General features: G+C 63.8%; 15 protein-coding genes. 8 read left to right on the forward strand and 7 right to left on the reverse strand.

Annotated features, from left to right (window positions below):
* Positions 1–163 precede the first annotated feature (163 nt).
* Positions 164–1,039, reverse strand: coding sequence for an IclR family transcriptional regulator (gene pcaR, locus F3J44_RS05840; RefSeq protein ID WP_205299710.1), 876 nt, complete (start codon positions 1,037–1,039; stop codon positions 164–166).
* A 468-nt stretch (positions 1,040–1,507) separates the two neighbouring features.
* Between pcaR and F3J44_RS05845 the strand changes: the two genes are divergently transcribed.
* Positions 1,508–1,708: a hypothetical protein gene (locus F3J44_RS05845; RefSeq protein ID WP_167061650.1), complete on the forward strand. Its 201-nt coding sequence runs from the start codon at positions 1,508–1,510 to the stop codon at positions 1,706–1,708.
* Positions 1,709–2,020: 312 nt separating this feature from the next.
* Entirely contained in the window at positions 2,021–3,493 is a 1,473-nt protein-coding gene (locus F3J44_RS05850) for an inorganic phosphate transporter (RefSeq protein ID WP_167061647.1), read from the forward strand.
* Positions 3,494–3,582: 89 nt separating this feature from the next.
* Here F3J44_RS05850 and F3J44_RS05855 read toward each other — a convergent pair whose 3' ends face one another.
* Positions 3,583–5,058 (reverse strand): helicase HerA-like domain-containing protein, encoded by a 1,476-nt coding sequence (locus tag F3J44_RS05855; RefSeq protein WP_167271124.1) that lies wholly within the window; start codon positions 5,056–5,058, stop codon positions 3,583–3,585.
* Positions 5,059–5,226: 168 nt separating this feature from the next.
* Here F3J44_RS05855 and F3J44_RS05860 point away from each other — a divergent pair, with 168 nt between their 5' ends.
* From F3J44_RS05860 to F3J44_RS05875, 4 genes are all read left to right on the forward strand, one after another.
* Positions 5,227–7,101: a methyl-accepting chemotaxis protein gene (locus F3J44_RS05860; RefSeq protein WP_167271126.1), complete on the forward strand. Its 1,875-nt coding sequence runs from the start codon at positions 5,227–5,229 to the stop codon at positions 7,099–7,101.
* Between the two features lie 179 nt (positions 7,102–7,280).
* Positions 7,281–8,402, forward strand: coding sequence for a glycosyltransferase family 1 protein (locus tag F3J44_RS05865; RefSeq protein ID WP_167271128.1), 1,122 nt, complete (start codon positions 7,281–7,283; stop codon positions 8,400–8,402).
* On the forward strand, positions 8,395–9,159 hold the full coding sequence (locus F3J44_RS05870; RefSeq protein ID WP_167271130.1) for a DUF2334 domain-containing protein: 765 nt from the start codon (positions 8,395–8,397) through the stop codon (positions 9,157–9,159). The genes F3J44_RS05865 and F3J44_RS05870 overlap by 8 nt, the downstream gene beginning before the upstream one ends.
* A complete protein-coding gene (locus tag F3J44_RS05875) occupies positions 9,156–10,148 on the forward strand; it encodes a lysylphosphatidylglycerol synthase transmembrane domain-containing protein (RefSeq protein ID WP_167271132.1) in 993 nt (330 codons plus the stop codon). The genes F3J44_RS05870 and F3J44_RS05875 overlap by 4 nt, the downstream gene beginning before the upstream one ends.
* A gap of 300 nt (positions 10,149–10,448) precedes the next feature.
* Here the strand turns inward: F3J44_RS05875 and purU are convergent, their stop codons facing one another.
* A complete protein-coding gene (purU, locus tag F3J44_RS05880; protein ID WP_167061629.1) occupies positions 10,449–11,300 on the reverse strand; it encodes a formyltetrahydrofolate deformylase in 852 nt (283 codons plus the stop codon).
* Between the two features lie 298 nt (positions 11,301–11,598).
* Between purU and mvaT the strand changes: the two genes are divergently transcribed.
* Positions 11,599–11,976 (forward strand): histone-like nucleoid-structuring protein MvaT, encoded by a 378-nt coding sequence (gene mvaT / locus F3J44_RS05885; RefSeq protein ID WP_167061626.1) that lies wholly within the window; start codon positions 11,599–11,601, stop codon positions 11,974–11,976.
* A gap of 71 nt (positions 11,977–12,047) precedes the next feature.
* Here mvaT and sbcB read toward each other — a convergent pair whose 3' ends face one another.
* From sbcB to F3J44_RS05900, 3 genes are all read right to left on the reverse strand, one after another.
* On the reverse strand, positions 12,048–13,484 hold the full coding sequence (gene sbcB, locus F3J44_RS05890; RefSeq protein ID WP_167271134.1) for an exodeoxyribonuclease I: 1,437 nt from the start codon (positions 13,482–13,484) through the stop codon (positions 12,048–12,050).
* A 75-nt stretch (positions 13,485–13,559) separates the two neighbouring features.
* A complete protein-coding gene (locus F3J44_RS05895; RefSeq protein WP_167061620.1) occupies positions 13,560–13,919 on the reverse strand; it encodes a PilZ domain-containing protein in 360 nt (119 codons plus the stop codon).
* Positions 13,920–14,042: 123 nt separating this feature from the next.
* Positions 14,043–14,429, reverse strand: a complete 387-nt coding sequence (locus F3J44_RS05900) for a tol-pal system YbgF family protein (protein WP_167061617.1) — start codon at positions 14,427–14,429, stop codon at positions 14,043–14,045.
* 181 nt (positions 14,430–14,610) lie between these two features.
* On the opposite strand from F3J44_RS05900, the gene pyk reads away from it, so the two are divergent.
* The gene (pyk, locus tag F3J44_RS05905; RefSeq protein ID WP_167061614.1) at positions 14,611–16,062 is read left to right on the forward strand and encodes a pyruvate kinase; all 1,452 of its coding nucleotides are present in this window, start codon (positions 14,611–14,613) and stop codon (positions 16,060–16,062) included.
* A gap of 96 nt (positions 16,063–16,158) precedes the next feature.
* Here pyk and F3J44_RS05910 read toward each other — a convergent pair whose 3' ends face one another.
* Entirely contained in the window at positions 16,159–17,079 is a 921-nt protein-coding gene (locus tag F3J44_RS05910) for an iron-sulfur-binding ferredoxin reductase (RefSeq protein WP_167271136.1), read from the reverse strand.
* Between the last annotated feature and the right edge of the window lie 14 nt (positions 17,080–17,093).

Genomic DNA, 17,093 nt, shown 5'->3' on the forward strand with positions numbered 1-17,093 from the left:
TTCACCCCTGAACGGCACACCTGTCCTGGTAGGAGCGAGCGCAGCTCGCGATGGGCTGCGCAGCAGCCCCGGCCTCCTGTGCCGCGCAACTGAAAACCTTGGGGCCGCTGCGCGCCCCATCGCGAGCTGCGCTCGCTCCTACCGGGGTCGTGCCAGCGTCAGGTTACCCAAACAACTGATGGCAAAGGTCGCGGCTGGCCGCCAGCAAAATCGGCAAGAAACGCTGCTCCAGCTCACTGCGCGTCACCCGCCCGACGTGGGTGCTGACGTTCAACGCCGCCAGCACCTGCCCGGACGCATCATAAATAGGCACGGCAATCGAACGCAGCCCCTGCTCCAGCTCCTGGTCGACCACGCACCAGCCCTGTGCCCGCACCTGCTGAATGCAGGCGAACAGCGACTCGGGGTCGTGCAGGGTGCGGCTGGTACGCGCCTTCAGGTCAGCCCGCTCCAGGTACTCGCGCAGGCTGGTGTCGTCCATCGCTGCCAGCAGGATACGGCCCATGGACGTGCAATAGGCCGGCAACCGCCCCCCCACCGACAGGTCCACCGAGATCAGGCGCTCGACCGTGGCCGAGCGGGCGATATAGAGGATGTCGTCACCTTCGAGCGTGGCCATGTTGGCCGCTTCGTGCAGCTGGTCGCTGATGCGGTCCAGGTACGGCTGCGCCGACACCGCCAGGGGCGTCGAGGACAGGTAGGCATGGCCCAGGGTCAGCACCTTGGGCAGCAGCGAGTAGGTGCGCCCGTCGGTGGTGGCATAGCCCAGCTTGATCAGGGTATGCAGGCAACGGCGCACGGCCGCCCGCGGAATTTCGGTGCGGTGGCTGATCTGGGCGATGGTCAGCTGGCGCTTGCGCTCCTGGAATGCCTGGATCACGGCAAGGCCGCGGGCCAGTGAGGTCATGAAATCCGGGTCGCCGGTAAAGGCCTGAATCCGCTTGGCCGGGGAGGCCACGATCGGCGGCGCCATGGCCGGCGCCGTTGCGCGGATCGCCTCAGGGCTGGCGGATTCGTTAGCCGGGGTTTCGTCACTCATCGCACACCTCAAAAAAATCGCTGGCTCGTGCGATTATCGAACGAACGGCCGATAATCGCAATTGACCGCTGACAAATTTGCTTATACCTTTCTCCTGCCACATGTGGCTTCTTTGGAGAGACTGGTCAGGTACCCACCGTAGAAGTCCCCAGGCAACGGCCTCGCCTTGTGCGAGGCCGTTTTTATTTCCCCTGCGCGTGCCTATTCACCGGCAATGAACTTCGCCACCGCGACGCGGTTCAAACTTGGTAACGTTCAACCGCTCACAAAACTTTGACAGTGAGTGTCAGGTTGGGTAAATAACGCTGAGCGACTTTTTAGCCGTTGCTATACTTCAAGTTGACTGAACGGATCGACACACCGGGGTAAACCCGCGGCCCGATCATCATTCGGTCATCCCGCACGCCCGTGCATGGGCAACTTGCACAGGCACGCAACACGACCACTCTTAATCATTCAGGTATCACTGTGACGAAAGATGAACTGCGCGCAGAACTCGAGCGCCAGGCTGAACGTTACAAGGACGTATACGGTGGTGAAGTCACCACTTACGCCGCGCAACCGGACCCGGAGCGCAAGCCTTGGCGAAAACGTGCCACTGTCCAGGACCAGGCATTCAGCCAGGAACTGGAAAAAATGGAAAAGGAACTGCGCAGCGAAGACTCCTGAGCCGCCATGCCTTGCCATTGCGCCGCGGGTTCAGGCCCACGGCGCGGCCGATCATTACCGATTGGCCGAGGATGAAATGGAATTACACAAATTTCATACGCCCGTTTGAAGCGTCGCCAGAATGGCGTTTTTCCTGATTTTTGAAGACATTTCCGCTTTTTTTTGTTTTTTCAGGGAACTTTTCCTCCCCTACTCTCTCCGTGCCAAGCCTGCGCATGCGCTGACGAAGCTGCCATCGGTCTGCAGTGGGTGCATCGATTGCCAAGGTTTTCTGGCATAATCCCGCCCCCCTATGACCGCCAGACAACCTTCATGATCGATTTATTCAGCGGACTGGATGCCTGGGTATTGGTGAGCCTGCTGCTCGCCCTGACCTTCGTGCTCGCATTCGAGTTCATCAATGGCTTTCATGACACCGCCAACGCGGTAGCCACCGTCATCTATACCAAAGCCATGCCGCCACACCTGGCCGTGTTCTTCTCCGGGGTGTTCAACTTCCTCGGCGTTCTGTTCGGTGGAGTCGGGGTGGCCTACGCCATCGTGCACCTGCTGCCGGTGGAACTGTTGATCAACGTGAACACCGGGCATGGCCTGGCCATGGTCTTCTCGCTGCTGGCTGCGGCCATCACCTGGAACCTGGGCACCTGGTACTTCGGCATTCCGGCCTCCAGCTCGCACACCCTGATCGGCTCGATCCTCGGCGTGGGCCTGGCCAACGCGCTGATCAATGGCATCCCGCTGGGTGATGGCGTGAACTGGCAGAAGGCGATCGACATCGCCATGTCGCTGGTGGTGTCGCCGATTGCCGGCTTCGTCGTGGCCGCACTGGTACTGGTTGGCCTGAAATGGTGGCGCCCACTGTCGAAGATGCACAAAACCCCGGACCAGCGCCGCAAGCTCGACGACAAGAAGCACCCACCGTTCTGGAACCGCCTGGTGCTGGTGATCTCGGCCATGGGCGTGAGCTTCGTGCACGGCTCCAACGACGGCCAGAAAGGCATCGGCCTGATCATGCTGGTGCTGATCGGCATCGTGCCGGCCAAGTTCGTGCTCGACCTGAACAGCACCACCTACCAGATCGAACGCACCCGCGACGCCACCCTGCACATGAGCCAGTTCTACCAGCGCAACGCCGCCACCCTGGGCGAGTTCCTGGCATTGGGCAAGGCCAAGTCGACCGACCTGCCGGAGCAGTTCAGCTGCAACCCGCAGCAGACCGAACCGACCATCGCTGCACTGCAGGCCTCGCTGCGGGGCGTGACCGACTACCACGCCCTGGACGCCGACAAGCGTGTGGAAGTGCGCCGCTACCTGCTGTGCCTGGACGATACCGCGAAGAAGGTTGGCAAGCTGCCCGACCTGGGCGCCCGTGAAAAGGCTGACCTTGAGAAGCTGCGCAAGGACCTCACCGCCACCACCGAATACGCCCCGTTCTGGGTAATCGTGGCCGTCGCCCTGGCCCTGGGCCTGGGCACCATGGTCGGCTGGAAGCGTGTGGTACTGACCGTTGGCGAGAAGATCGGCAAGCAGGGCATGACCTATGCCCAGGGCATGTCGGCGCAAATCACCGCGGCCTGCGCCATCGGCATGGCCAACGTGTTCGCCCTGCCGGTATCGACCACCCATGTGTTGTCGTCCGGTGTGGCCGGTACCATGGTCGCCAACAAGAGCGGCCTGCAAGGCGGCACGGTGAAGACCATCCTGCTGGCCTGGGTGCTGACCCTGCCGGCTTCCATGGGCCTGGCGGCTGGCCTGTTCTGGTTGGCGTCCAAGGCGCTGGCCTGATCGAACTCGCTGCAGTGAAAAGCCGACCTCAGGGTCGGCTTTTTTTGTGGTTGCCTGTGCCGGCCCTTTCGCGGGGCAAGCCCAGGCAATCAGCGCTTCTTGCCCCCCAACAGCGACCCCATCAACCCCCGCACCAACTGCCGCCCCAGCTGGTTCGCCGCCTGACGCACCGCTGACTTGATCGCCTGCCCCGCCGCACTCTGCAAAAACTCCCCGGCCTTGTCGGCGAAACTCTCCTCATCAGCCTTCGGCACCGGCGCAGGTTCCACCGCCTCACCCTTGCGCTGGGTCAGCATTTCGTACGCCGACTCCCGGTCGATCGGCTTGTCATAACGCCCTGCCAGCGGCGAAGCGGCAATCAGGGCGCTGCGCTCGGCTGCGCTCAACGGCCCGATCCGCGATTGTGGCGGGGCAATCAGCACGCGCTGGACCATCGCCGGCGTGCCCTTCTCTTCCAGCGTTCCGACCAACGCCTCGCCAATACCAAGCTCGGTCAGCACCGCCAGGCTGTCGAACGCCGGGTTCGGCCGAAAGCCGTCGGCCACCGCGCGCAGCGACTTCTGTTCCCGAGCGGTGAAGGCGCGCAACCCATGCTGAATACGCAAGCCCAACTGGGCCAGCACGCTGTCGGGCAGGTCGCCCGGTGACTGAGTGACGAAATACACCCCAACGCCCTTGGAACGGATCAGCCGCACCACTTGCTCCAGGCGATCCTGCAGGGCCTTGGGCGTGCCATTGAACAACAGGTGCGCTTCGTCGAAGAACAGCGCCAGCACCGGCTTGTCGGCATCGCCGCGCTCGGGCAGTTGCTCGAACAGCTCGGCCAGCAACCACAGCAGGAACGTGGCATAGACCTTTGGCGCCTCATGCACCAGGCGGCTGGCATCGAGCAGGTGAACGCGCCCACGGCCATCGGCGTCTGGCCGCAGCACATCTTCCAACTGCAGCGCCGGTTCACCGAACAGCGCCTCGGCGCCCTGCTGCTCCAGGGTTGCCAGGCGCCGCAACAAGGCCTGGGTGGAAGCGCTGGTCATCAAGGCGCTGTCTTCGCCCAGCAGCTGTGGGTTGTCCTTGAGGTGCGCCAACAAGGCCTTGAGGTCTTTGAGGTCGAGCAACAGCAGGCCTTCGCGGTCGGCCACCTTGAACGCGGCATACAAGGCAGCTTGCTGGCTGTCGGTAAGCTCCAGCAGGTTCCCCAGCAGCAACGGCCCCATCTCCGTGAGGGTGGTGCGCAGCGGGTGGCCCGACTGCCCGGCAATATCCCACAGGCTCACCGGGTAGGCCCGTGGCGTATGCCCCAGCCACGGCATGCCGGCAATCCGCTCGGCCACCTTGCCCTGTGGCGCCCCGGCAGCACCCAGGCCGCAGAGGTCGCCTTTGACATCGGCGGCGAACACCGCCACGCCGGCATCGCTGAACACCTCCGCCAGGTGCTGCAGGGTGACGGTCTTGCCAGTGCCCGTTGCGCCCGCGACCAGCCCGTGGCGGTTGGCCAGGCGCATGGCTTGCTGCACTGGCTGGCCATCTGGGCCAGCACCTACAACTATCGTCGAAGATTCCGACATCTCTTTAATCCTCTACTCAAGCTTTACCTTAATTCGGCCGATACCTATGGGTGATATTCACTTAATACACAGTAACAACCGAAAAAGGACTTTTCGGGATGTTGCGCTGTTTGCAGCGCTACTCGTGCGAACGCCCGATAAAAAAACCTTAGCGGAACCGATTACGCCATGAACAAAAGCCTTCGCTTCAGCCACAAGATTCTTTTGGCGGCCTCGCTGATCGTGATACTCGCCTTCAGCCTGTTCACCCTCTATAACGACTACCTCCAGCGTAATGCCATCCGCGCCAACCTGGAGAACTATCTGGCTGAAATGGGCGAATCCACGTCGGCCAACATCCGCAACCTGTTCGACGGGCGCATCAAGCTGGTGGAAAACCTGGCCCAGAACATCGCCCAGCAACCGGCCAATGCCGAAACCCTGATGGGCCAGAATGCCCTGATCTCAAGCTTCCTGACGGTCTACCTGGGCAAGGTCGATGGCGGCTTCAGCGTGCGCCCCGACGCCAAGATGCCCGACGGCTACGACCCGCGTACCCGCCCCTGGTACAAGGATGGGATGAACGCGCAGGGTGCAATGCTGACCGAACCGTACATCGACATGACCACCAACAAGATGGTCATCGGCATCCTCAGCAAGGTGTCGGGCAGCGTCGGCGTGGTCGGCGGCGACCTGGCCCTGGACGGCCTGGTGCAAATCATCAACTCGCTGAACTTCGGCGGCATGGGCTACGCCTTCCTGGTCAACGACCAAGGCAAGATCCTGGTCCACCCGGACAAATCGCTGGTGATGAAGTCGCTGTCGGACCTGTTCCCCGAGCACACCCCGAAACTGTCAGGTGAACTCACCGAAGTCGACAGCGACGGCCAGGCCCGGCTGCTGACCTTCACCCCGATCAAGGGGCTGCCCTCGGCCAACTGGTACATCGGCCTGTCGGTGGACAAGGACAAGGCCTTTGCCATGCTCAGCACCTTCCGCACCTCGGCGATCATCGCCACGCTGGTGGCGGTGGTGATCATCATCGGCCTGCTCGGCCTGCTGATTCGCGCGCTCATGCAGCCGTTGCTGACCATGACCCGGGCCATGGAAGACATCGCCGAAGGCGAAGGCGACCTGACCAAGCGCCTGACCATCCACAACCACGACGAGTTCGGCATTCTTGGCACGGCGTTCAACCGCTTCGTCGAGCGTATCCACAGCTCGATCCGCGAGGTGTCCTCGGCCACCCAGCAAGTCAATGAAGTGGCGCTGCGGGTAATCAGTGCCTCGAATTCGTCGATGGCCAACTCCGACGAGCAGTCCAACCGGACCAACAGCGTTGCCGCCGCCATCAACGAACTGGGCGCCGCCGCCCAGGAAATTGCCGGCAACGCCGCCCAGGCGTCGCAGCATGCCAGCTCTGCGCGGCTGCTCGCCGAGGAAGGCCAGCAGGTGGTCGAGCGCAACATCGCGGCGATGAACCGCCTGTCCGACCTGATCGTCACCTCCAGCGCGCATATCGAGACGCTTAACCACAAGACCGTGAACATCGGCCAGATTCTCGAAGTGATCACCAGCATTTCCCAGCAGACCAATTTGCTGGCGCTCAATGCCGCCATCGAGGCGGCCCGCGCCGGTGAAGCCGGGCGAGGCTTTGCCGTGGTTGCCGACGAAGTGCGCAACCTGGCGCACCGTACCCAGGAGTCGGCGCAGCAGGTGCAAACCATGATCGAGGAGCTGCAGGTGGGCGCCCGCGAATCGGTCGACACCATGGGCCAGAGCCAGCGCCACAGCCAGGACAGCGTGCAGATCGCCAACCAGGCCGGCGAGCGCCTGGACAGCGTGACCGTGCGCATTGGCGAGATCGATGGCATGAACCAGTCGGTGGCCACTGCCACCGAGGAACAGACCGCGGTGGTGGACTCGATCAACATGGACATCAACGAGATCAACATGCTCAACCAGGAAGGCGTCGAGAACCTGCAGGCCACCCTGCGCGCGTGCTCGGACCTTGAGCAACAGGCTACCCGCCTGAAACACCTGGTGGGCAGCTTCCGCATCTGACCTGCCCCACCGTTTCGCGAGCTGCGCTCGCTCCTACAGGATGGCTGCAGGCCGGTAGGAGCGAGCGCAGCTCGCGATGCTTCACCCGCCAAACCCCGATCGAACAATCTATCCTTCAGTAAGGTCAACCTTTAGGCGCGTCATTGCCAAATGACACACCCGAAGACGATCCCGGAGGGATGCTGATCGTGCACATTGCCGACATCACCATGTTCTACGCCCCGGCCAGCGGCGGCGTGCGAACTTACCTCGATGCCAAACACCATCGCCTCGACGCCCTCCCCGGCGTGCGCCACAGCCTGCTGATCCCCGGCGCCAGCGCCCATCAAGCCGATGGCATCCACCACGTGCCAGCGCCTCCCCTGCCCTTCGGCAAGGGTTATCGCTTTCCCGTGCGCCTGGCGCCCTGGTGCAATGTGCTGCGCAGCCTGCAGCCCGACCTGATCGAGGTCGGCGACCCCTACCTCACCGCCTGGGCGGCGCTCGAAGCGCGACGCAAGCTCGACGTGCCGGTGATCGGCTTCTACCACTCCGACCTGCCACTGCTGGTGAGCAACCGCATGGGCAACTGGTTCACACCCAACGTCGAGGCCTACGTCAGCAAGCTCTATGGCAATTTCGACCGGGTGCTGGCGCCCAGCCGGGTAATGGCCGACAAGCTTGCCCGCCTGGGCGTGCGCGATGTCCACGTGCAACGCCTGGGCGTCGACCTGGCAACCTTCCACCCCGCCCACCGCGACCCGCAGCTGCGGGCCGAGCTTGGCATTGCCGAAACCAGCCGCCTGCTGATCTACGCCGGGCGCGGCTCGCGGGAAAAGAACCTGCCCGTGCTGCTTGCCTGCATGCAGCAGCTGGGCCGCCCCTACCACCTGTTGCTGGTGGGTTCGAACATGCCGGCCAACGTGCCGGACAACGTCACGGTCATCGACCAGTTCCGCCCACCCCGGGAGGTCGCCCGGCTGATGGCCAGCGCCGACCTGCTGGTACACGCCGGCGACCAGGAAACCTTCGGCCTGGTGATTCTTGAAGCCATGGCCAGCGCCACTCCCGTCGTGGCCGTGCGCGCCGGCGCGTTCAGCGAAATCATCAACGAGCAGTGCGGGCGCCTGTGCCAGGCCAATGACGGCCGGGCCATGGCCACGGCCGTGCGCGAAGCGTTCGAGGCCGGGGTGCGCACCCTGGGCCGCCAGGCCCGGCAACATGTGGAGCAGCACTATTCCTGGGACAACGTGGTCAACGGCCTGCTGCAGCATTACCAAGCCGTGCTCGGCCACCCCTCCCTGGTGCGCGCCCATGCTTGAGCCCAGTGGCGCCGGGCGCAGCCTGATGCTGGTGCTGCACGATATCGCCCCGGAAACCTGGCCCGACTACCAGCCCTTCGTCCAGGCCGTGGATGAAATGGGCAGCGTGCCCATGACCTGGCTGGTGGTACCCGACTTCCACCACCGCAACCCGCTGGCCCGCTCCCCCACCTTCTGCCGCCTGCTCGAACGGCGCCTGTCGCGCGGCGATGAACTGGCGCTGCATGGTTTCTACCATGCCGACGACGGGCCGACGCCGCGCAGCCTGGGCGAATACTTCATGCGCCGGGTCTTCACCCATGAGGGCGAGTTCTACGCCCTCGACCAAGCCCAGGCCCTGCACCGCCTGGAACAGGGCCTGGCGCTGTTCGCCCGCCAGGGCTGGCCGGTGGCCGGCTTCGTCGCCCCGGCCTGGCTGATGAGCCCAGGCACACGCCAGGCCCTGTGCCAACTGCCGCTGCGCTATACCAGTACGCCGCAGCACCTGTACCGCCTGCCCGACTTCACCGCCTTCGACGCCCCGGGGTTGGTCTGGAGCGCCCGCAGTGCCTGGCGCCGCGGTTTGTCGCGGGTGGTTTGCAACTGGCAGTGCCAGCGCTGGCACAGCGCCGAAACCCTGCGCCTGGGCCTGCACCCGGTGGACATGCGCCACCGCTTCTCACGCGACTATTGGCTACGCACCCTGGATGAACTGTTGCTGCAAGGCCGTGAGCCGCTGACCAAGTCGGCCTGGCTGGAGCGCCAGGTGCTCGCATGAGCCGCTTCGCCTGGCTGGCCATTGCCCTGCTCGGCGCCTTGCTGGTTCCGGCACTGCTGGGCGGCAGCGAACTGCTGCCCAGGCTCATGGCCTTCGACACCGGCCTGCTGCTGACGCTGCTGGGGATGATTCTTTTGTGCTGGGTAATCAACGCCCTGCGCCTGCGCCTGCTGTTGGGCGAGCACGGCGCAAGCCTTGGCCGGGTACGCAGCCTCGGCGTGGTGATGGCTACCGAGTTCGCCATTTGCACCACCCCCGGTGGCAGTGGTGGGCCACTGGCGCTGATGGCCTTGCTCGCCCGTGAGCGCATCGGCCCCGCGCGCAGCGGCGCGGTGTTCGCCATGGACCAGTTGAACGACTTGGTATTTTTCTTCTGCGCGATGCTGGCGATTGCCGGCTACGCGCTGTTTCACAGCCTGGGCCGCAGCCAGCAAGGCATGTTGCTGGGCAGCGCTTTGCTGCTGTGCACCGCGCTAGGCCTGGTACTGCTGCTGCTGCGCTACCGGCGCCGGGTGATGCGCGTCAACGGGCAACTGCTGCGGCGCCTGGGCATGTCGCCACCGCGCAGGCGCCGCTGGGCGCGCAGGTTGTTGCACTTCATCCACGCCCTGGCACAGACCTGGCGCCTGCCCAAGCGCACACTGGCACTGGTGTTCGCCCTCACCTGCGCGCACTGGAGCCTGCGCTACAGTGTGCTGTACCTGGCGCTGCAGGGGTTGGGCGCGCAGCTTGCGTGGATACCAAGCTTTCTGGTGCAGATGCTCGCACTCAGCGCCGGGCAATTCAGCTTGCTACCAGGTGGCGCCGGCGCCGCCGAGCTGACCTCGGCCAGCCTGCTGGCGCCGCTGGTGGGCAGCTCGACAGCGGCCGCGGCGATCCTCATCTGGCGCGCGGTCACCTACTACTATTACCTGCTGGCGGGCGGGCCGGTGTTCGTCTGCCTGCTGGCGCGTCCGTTGCTGGAGCGCTGGTGGCGTCAGGCGGGTTGAGCTGGCGCCAGAGTTCGGCGGCGCCGGGGAAGTCGGTGCCATCCTCGTCGCCGAGGGCATCGGGGTCGTAGCGGGCCAGGCAGCCCTCGCCCAGGGTGGGCGGCGCTGAGGCGGTGGGTTGGTTGCGTGGTTTTGCCATAGGCGCTCCTATCAAGCCAATCATAACGCTGGTTGTAGGAGCGGGCTTGCCCCGCGAACACCGGCGAAGCCGGTGCCACGCACCGCGTCGCCTGCTTCGCGGGGCAAGCCCGCTCCTACAAGGATCGCGGCGCGCCTACAGAACTCCAGGCCAAGCCACAATCAGTCGAACACGACCGTCTTGTTGCCGTGCACCAGCACGCGGTCTTCCAGGTGATAACGCAGGCCACGGGCCAGCACCATCTTCTCGACATCACGGCCGAAGCGCACCATGTCCTCGATGCTGTCGGCATGGCTGACACGCACCACGTCCTGCTCGATGATCGGGCCGGCATCCAGCTCTTCGGTCACGTAGTGGCAGGTGGCGCCAATCAGCTTCACGCCACGCAGGGCCGCCTGGTGGTAAGGCTTGGCACCGACGAACGACGGCAGGAAGCTGTGGTGGATGTTGATGACCTTCTCGGCATAGTCGCGGCACAGCTGCGGCGGCAGGATCTGCATGTAGCGCGCCAGCACCACCACGTCGGCGGTGTGCTCTTGCACCAGGCGCGACACCTCGGCGAAGGCCGGGGCCTTGTCCTTGGGGTCTACCGGCACGTGGAAGAACGGAATGCCGTGCCACTCGACCATGCTGCGCAGGTCGTTGTGGTTGGAGATCACGCAAGGAATCTCGCAATCGAGCTCATCGGTGTGCCAGCGGTGCAGCAGGTCGGCCAGGCAGTGCGACTCGCGGCTGGCCATCAGTACCACGCGCTTCTTCTTCGCCGAATCGGTGATGCGCCAAGTCATGGAGAACTCTTCGGCGATCGGTGCGAACGCCTCGCGAAATGCCTCGATACCGAAGGGCAGCGATTCAGCGCGAATTTCATGGCGCATGAAGAACCAACCGCTCTGCTCGTCGGAGTGGTGGCTGGCTTCGTTGATCCAGCCGTTGTACAGGGCCAGGAAATTACTGACTTTCGCCACGATACCAACACGGTCGGGGCAGGCGATCACCAAACGGTAGGTGCGCATGAATGAAGACTCCAGAACTTCGCAAAGACGCTCATTCTAGCGGCCCCCCCGAGAAAACGCAGTAAGCATTGTACCCGCCGGCAGCAGGCGCAACCGAAGCACCGGTGGCAAGGCAGCGGTTTACTGTTCAGAGGGCAAACCGGACGAAGTGCAGGGATAAATGTAAAAATTTTTTAACCTTGAGATAATTTGTCACAGGCTTATTAACACTTGATGGCCCGATTAATATGTTTACTTGAGTGTGGCGTCTGTCTATTATTGAGCCACACATTTCCGAACACGCATTAAGGAACACTCCATGTCCCTGATCAACGAGTACCGCGCTACCGAAGAAGCCATCAAGGAACTTCAAGCTCGCCTGGCCAACCTGTCCCAGGACGACAAGCTGAAGAAAGAACTGGAGTTCGAAGGCAAACTGCGCACCCTGATGGGCGAATACTCGAAGTCGCTGCGCGACGTCATTGCCCTGCTCGACCCAGAGTCGAAACTGAGCAAGGCCCCGCGCGGTGTTGCCAAACCTGTCGCCACCAAGCGTGCGCGCAAGGTCAAGCAATACAAGAACCCGCACAACGGTGAAGTGATCGAAACCAAGGGCGGCAACCACAAAACCCTGAAAGAGTGGAAAGCCAAGTGGGGTGGTGACGTGGTTGAAAGCTGGTCGACCCTGCTGGACTGATAGTCCACGCATCGGCCTCGCTTTATTCAAACAACAACGCCGGCCCTGTGCCGGCGTTGTTGTTTTTACATTCAGTAACTGATGGCGTATTGCTCCGCCCGTTCCCGGGCATGCACCTGCCAAGCTTCCAATACCCGGCGCCCGGCCTCGTCAGCGTTGGCCCAAGCCGCCTGGCGTGCCTGCTCGAAATCGCCCAGGGTATTTGGCGCGCCCCATTGCGGGTCGCTCAGGCGCTGCTGGCAGAAGCCGAACCAGCGCTGCCGTTCTTCACCCACGAGTGTCTCAGGGAAGTTGCGTGCCCGGTAGCGGAACAGCAACTCTGGCAGGCGCGGGTCATCGAACATCCAGTGCCCCTTGCCCAACTGTGCGGGGTCCAGCGTGCGAACTTGCTCGCACAGGCGCCGGTCGCGGTCGCCGATAAAACCGTCATACAACTGTTGTTCCGGGTCTTCACTTGGGGTGAAGTCGTCATTGCCGTAGATATGTTCGAGCTTGCCTTGCCATGCCTGCTGTTGATTGGCCAGCGCTTCGCCCCGGGCTTGCAGCATTGGCAAATCGATACCCAGGCGCTGTTGATCCACCGGGCGCAATACCGAAAGCGGGGCGACCACGGGGCACCGATTGATCTGCACCAACTTCAAGGGAACCGGTAATTGCCCGTCAGATAATTCATCGTGCCTTGTGTACAAACGCTGACGCAGCACGTCGGCAGTTTCGCTTATCAGCGGCAAGGTGTCCTGTTGCAAGTCGCACACTATCAGCGCGTTGCGATTGCGCGGGTGCCAAGCCAACGGCAGCACCACGCCCAGGTAATTACGTGCGGCCGAGAAGCGCCCGGAAATATGCACCAAGGGTTGCAACAGCCGAATCTGTTCCATCACTTTGTGCTTGCTGCGCAACTGGAACAGCCACTCATACAACTTCGGCTGGCGCTGGCGAATCAGCCGGGCCAGGGCAATGGTCGCCCGCACGTCGGAAAGTGCCTCGTGGGCATGCCCATGGTCGATGCCATTGGCCTGGCTGAGCAGTTCCAGGCGCAGGCTGGTGCGCCCGTCCTGTTGCGGCCAGTTGATGCCCTCCGGGCGCAGGGCATAGGCGGTGCGCACGACATCGATCAAGTCCCAGCGGCTGTTGCCGCCTTGCCACTCACGGGCATAGGGGTCGAAGAAATTGCGGTACAGGCTGTAGCGGGTCACTTCATCGTCGAAGCGCAAGGTGTTGTAGCCGGCGCCACAGGTGCCTGGGCGTGCCAGTTGCTCATGCACGCGGGTCATGAATTCGGCTTCGCAAAGCCCTTGGTGCGCCAGTTGCTGCGGCGTGATGCCGGTGACCAGGCAGGCCGCCGGGTGCGGCAGGATATCGTCGGAAGGCCGGCAATAGAGGCTGATGGGCGCCTCGATCTCGTTCAGGTCGAAATCGGTGCGCACGCCGGCCACCTGTAATGGCCGGTCGCAGCGCGGGTTGATGCCAGTGGTTTCGTAGTCGTGCCAGAAAATGCTGGAAGTCACGGGGTCGTCCTGTTTCGAGGTCGACACGATTCTAGCGCGATTAGCACCCGGCAAGGATCAATGACAGGGCAGCGCTCAGGCCGAGGCGTTGGCGGGGCGGAAACTGAAATAGTCGCGCAGCGAGTCAACGAACTCGTCGTAGTCGCGGGGGGCCTGCAGCAGCATGAAGCCTGAATCGTAGTGGCCTGGGGTCTGGTCTTCGCGGCACCACAGGCAGCTGGCGGTCAGGTTGATGAATTGGAAGCCGCCGCCCTTGAGTGGCAGGCGCAATTGCAGTTCGTAGTCCGGGCCCACCAGCACGGGCAGCGAGCTGATGAGCATCAAGCCGTCTTCGGAGGCATTACCCAGCTGCCCGATCGCCTGGTCGGTGAAGCGGTTGTAGACCTTGAGTACACAAGGCAACTGGTGGCGTTCGATATGGCGCTGGGTAAACATGGTCGCACGTGCAATCCGTATTCGGGGCCAGGAATACGAGGTACTGGCGGTTGCTGTTACAGCTAACTTACAGACTAGCGCAGGCCGAGCAGCAAATCCCGTGAAATTCAATACACCTTGGTATTAGCGCCAAGTGGAGGGGGTGGCCGGGTTGGCCACCGCAGCCTCGCCTACCCGGTAATGGCCAAGCCGCTCCAGGGTCTGCAGGCGCGCCTTGGCCCGGTAGGCGTATTCGTTGCCCGGGTAATGCTGGATCAGGTATTCGTAGGTTTGCGCGGCATCCACGTAGAGCTTGTCGCGCTCCAGGCACTGGCCGCGCAGCAACGACACCTCCGGGTGGATGAACGGCCGCGAACGGCTGGTGCGGTCGACCTGCGACAGCTCAAGCATGACCCGCTGGCAGTCGCCCCGGTCGTAGGCGCGGTAGGCGTTGTTGAGGTGGTGGTCCATGGACCAGCGGGTGCAGCCGACGCTGCTGACCGCCAGGGCGATAACGATGAGGGCGCGCATGGGGAGTCTCCTTAGATGCCTGTGTATCGGCCGGCAACGGCAAATCTTCATAGCCTTTTGCAAGGATACCCCTGCCCGTTCAAATGCCACCCTGCATTGCTCGCAGGTAGTGCAACGGAACAATGACTACAGCGCAATTGAGGAGTAGCCTTTCGCTGCGCTTCACTATAGGAGTCTGTGCATGACCATCCGCCGTACCAAAATCGTCGCCACCCTTGGCCCCGCCAGCAACTCGCCGGAAGTGATCGAACAGCTGATCCTCGCCGGCCTGGACGTGGCACGCCTGAACTTCTCCCACGGCACCCCGGACGAGCACAAGGCCCGCGCCCGCCTGATCCGTGACATCGCCGCCAAGAACGGCCGCCATGTCGCACTGCTGGGCGACCTGCAGGGTCCGAAGATCCGCATCGCCAAATTCAGCAACAAGCGCATCGAGCTGAAGGTGGGTGACAAATTCACCTTCTCCACCGCCCACCCGCTGACCGAAGGCAACCAGGACATCGTCGGTATCGACTACCCGGACCTGGTCAAGGACTGCGGCGTCGGTGACGAACTGCTGCTCGACGACGGCCGCGTGGTCATGCGCGTCGAAACCGCCACCGCAGATGCCCTGCACTGCGTGGTGATCATCGGCGGCCCGCTGTCGGACCACAAAGGCATCAACCGCAAGGGTGGCGGCCTGACCGCACCGGCCCTGACCGAAAAGGACAAGGCCGACATCAAGCTGGCCGCGGAAATGGACCTGGACTACCTGGCCGTGTCGTTCCCGCGCGATGCCAGCGACATGGAATACGCCCGCAAGCTGCGTGACGAGGCCGGCGGCAGCGCCTGGCTGGTGGCCAAGATCGAGCGCGCCGAAGCGGTCGCCGACGACGAAACCCTCGACCAGCTGATTCGCGCCTCCGACGCCGTCATGGTGGCCCGTGGTGACCTGGGTGTGGAAATCGGCGACGCCGAGCTGATCGCCATCCAGAAGAAGATCATCCAGCACGCCCGCCGCAACAACAAGGCGGTGATCGTCGCGACCCAGATGATGGAGTCGATGATCCAGAACCCGATGCCGACCCGCGCCGAAGTGTCCGACGTGGCCAACGCCGTGCTGGACAACACCGATGCGGTGATGCTGTCGGCCGAAAGCGCCGCCGGTGCCTACCCGATCGAAGCCGTACAGGCCATGGCCCGTATCTGCTCGGGCGCCGAGAAGCACCCGACCAGCCAGAAGTCCAGCCACCGCCTGCACACCACGTTCGAGCGCTGTGACGAAAGCATCGCCCTGGCGGCCATGTACACCGCCAACCACTTCCCGGGCGTGAAGGCGATCATCGCCCTGACCGAGAGCGGCTACACCCCGCTGATCATGTCGCGCCTGCGCTCGCACGTGCCGATCTTCGCCCTGTCGCCGCACCGCGCCACCCAGGCCCGTGCCAACATGTTCCGTGGCGTCTACCCGATTGCCTTCGACCCGGCCTCGCTGCCGGCCGACAAGGTCAGCCAGGCAGCCGTCGACGAGCTGCTCAAGCGCGGCCTGGTGGAGCAAGGTGACTGGGTGATCCTGACCAAGGGTGACAGCTACCACACCATCGGTGGCACCAACGGCATGAAGATCCTGCACGTGGGTGACCCGCTGGTTTGATGCCCAGGCTCTATCGCGACCTACGGTCGCTCCTACACATCCCTGGTAGGAGCGACCGCAGGTCGCGATAAGGCCCGCACAGGCAGCGCAAAACCCTCAGGCATGCGCCACGAACACATCGGCGAACACCTGCCCCCGCGGCACCCCGGCAATGAACAGCCGCCGGGCAAACCGCTCGACACTCCCCGCCCCGCCACACACCAGCGCCACCGTCTGCCGCGATGTCGGCCGCAACCCTGCCAGCGCCTCGTCCAAGTGCTGCGCCAGCACCAACTCGACCGTCACCCCCGCCAACGCCTGCAGTGGCCCGGCCAGGTAATGCCCCCCGCCATCGCGCGCCACATGCATCACCTTCACTTCCCCCCGATGCCCCTGCCGCCGCGCTTCGCGCAGAATGCCCCATAACGGTGCCAGCCCAGTGCCCGCCGCCAGCAACCACAGCGGCCGGTCCTGCCAGTCCAGCTCGTAATGCAAGGCGCCGCCGCGCACTTCGCCCAGGCGCATCCGCTCGCCCACTTGCAGCCCGCGCGCCAGGTCGCAAAAGGCCCCCGGCTGCGCGCAATCAATGTGGAATTCGAGAAAGTCATCCTCGCCCGGCAAGCTGGCCAGCGAATAGGGCCGCGCCACCGCCCCGAGCCACAGCACCATGTGCTGCCCCGCCTGGTAACGCAGCGCCCGCTCGGGCCGCAGCCGCACACGCAGCACATCGGCAAACCAGTCCAGCGCGCACACCTGGGCCGGCACGCCGTCCTGCAGCGGGTCGAACAGCGCCACCTGCAGGTCCTCGACCACCCGGCACTGGCAGGCCAGGCGCCAGCCCTGGGCGTGTTTGTCGAGCGCCAGGGCCTCGGGCAAGGCGTCCACCGGCTGCCCGGCCAGGCAATGCACCAGGCAGGCATGGCAGCTGCCGGCCCGGCAGCTGTAGGGCACGTTGAGCCCGGCCTCGTTCAAGGCATCGAGCAGGTTGCTGCCGGCCGGCACCGCAAAGCGGCGCTCGCCCACATGAAGTTCGGGCATGGTGGGGTGTTTCT

Source organism: Pantoea sp. Tr-811, from assembly GCF_011752535.1.
Lineage (GTDB): Bacteria > Pseudomonadota > Gammaproteobacteria > Pseudomonadales > Pseudomonadaceae > Aquipseudomonas.

What these genes read in the sequence shown, in the direction of transcription:
- pcaR (WP_205299710.1), bottom strand. Translation starts at nt 1,039, where the DNA reads ATGAGTGACGAAACCCCGGCTAACGAATCCGCCAGCCCTGAGGCGATC.
- F3J44_RS05850 (WP_167061647.1), top strand. Translation starts at nt 2,021, where the DNA reads ATGATCGATTTATTCAGCGGACTGGATGCCTGGGTATTGGTGAGCCTG.
- F3J44_RS05855 (WP_167271124.1), bottom strand. Translation starts at nt 5,058, where the DNA reads ATGTCGGAATCTTCGACGATAGTTGTAGGTGCTGGCCCAGATGGCCAG.
- F3J44_RS05860 (WP_167271126.1), top strand. Translation starts at nt 5,227, where the DNA reads ATGAACAAAAGCCTTCGCTTCAGCCACAAGATTCTTTTGGCGGCCTCG.
- F3J44_RS05865 (WP_167271128.1), top strand. Translation starts at nt 7,281, where the DNA reads ATGCTGATCGTGCACATTGCCGACATCACCATGTTCTACGCCCCGGCC.
- F3J44_RS05870 (WP_167271130.1), top strand. Translation starts at nt 8,395, where the DNA reads ATGCTTGAGCCCAGTGGCGCCGGGCGCAGCCTGATGCTGGTGCTGCAC.
- F3J44_RS05875 (WP_167271132.1), top strand. Translation starts at nt 9,156, where the DNA reads ATGAGCCGCTTCGCCTGGCTGGCCATTGCCCTGCTCGGCGCCTTGCTG.
- purU (WP_167061629.1), bottom strand. Translation starts at nt 11,300, where the DNA reads ATGCGCACCTACCGTTTGGTGATCGCCTGCCCCGACCGTGTTGGTATC.
- mvaT (WP_167061626.1), top strand. Translation starts at nt 11,599, where the DNA reads ATGTCCCTGATCAACGAGTACCGCGCTACCGAAGAAGCCATCAAGGAA.
- F3J44_RS05895 (WP_167061620.1), bottom strand. Translation starts at nt 13,919, where the DNA reads ATGTTTACCCAGCGCCATATCGAACGCCACCAGTTGCCTTGTGTACTC.
- F3J44_RS05900 (WP_167061617.1), bottom strand. Translation starts at nt 14,429, where the DNA reads ATGCGCGCCCTCATCGTTATCGCCCTGGCGGTCAGCAGCGTCGGCTGC.
- pyk (WP_167061614.1), top strand. Translation starts at nt 14,611, where the DNA reads ATGACCATCCGCCGTACCAAAATCGTCGCCACCCTTGGCCCCGCCAGC.
- F3J44_RS05910 (WP_167271136.1), bottom strand. Translation starts at nt 17,079, where the DNA reads ATGCCCGAACTTCATGTGGGCGAGCGCCGCTTTGCGGTGCCGGCCGGC.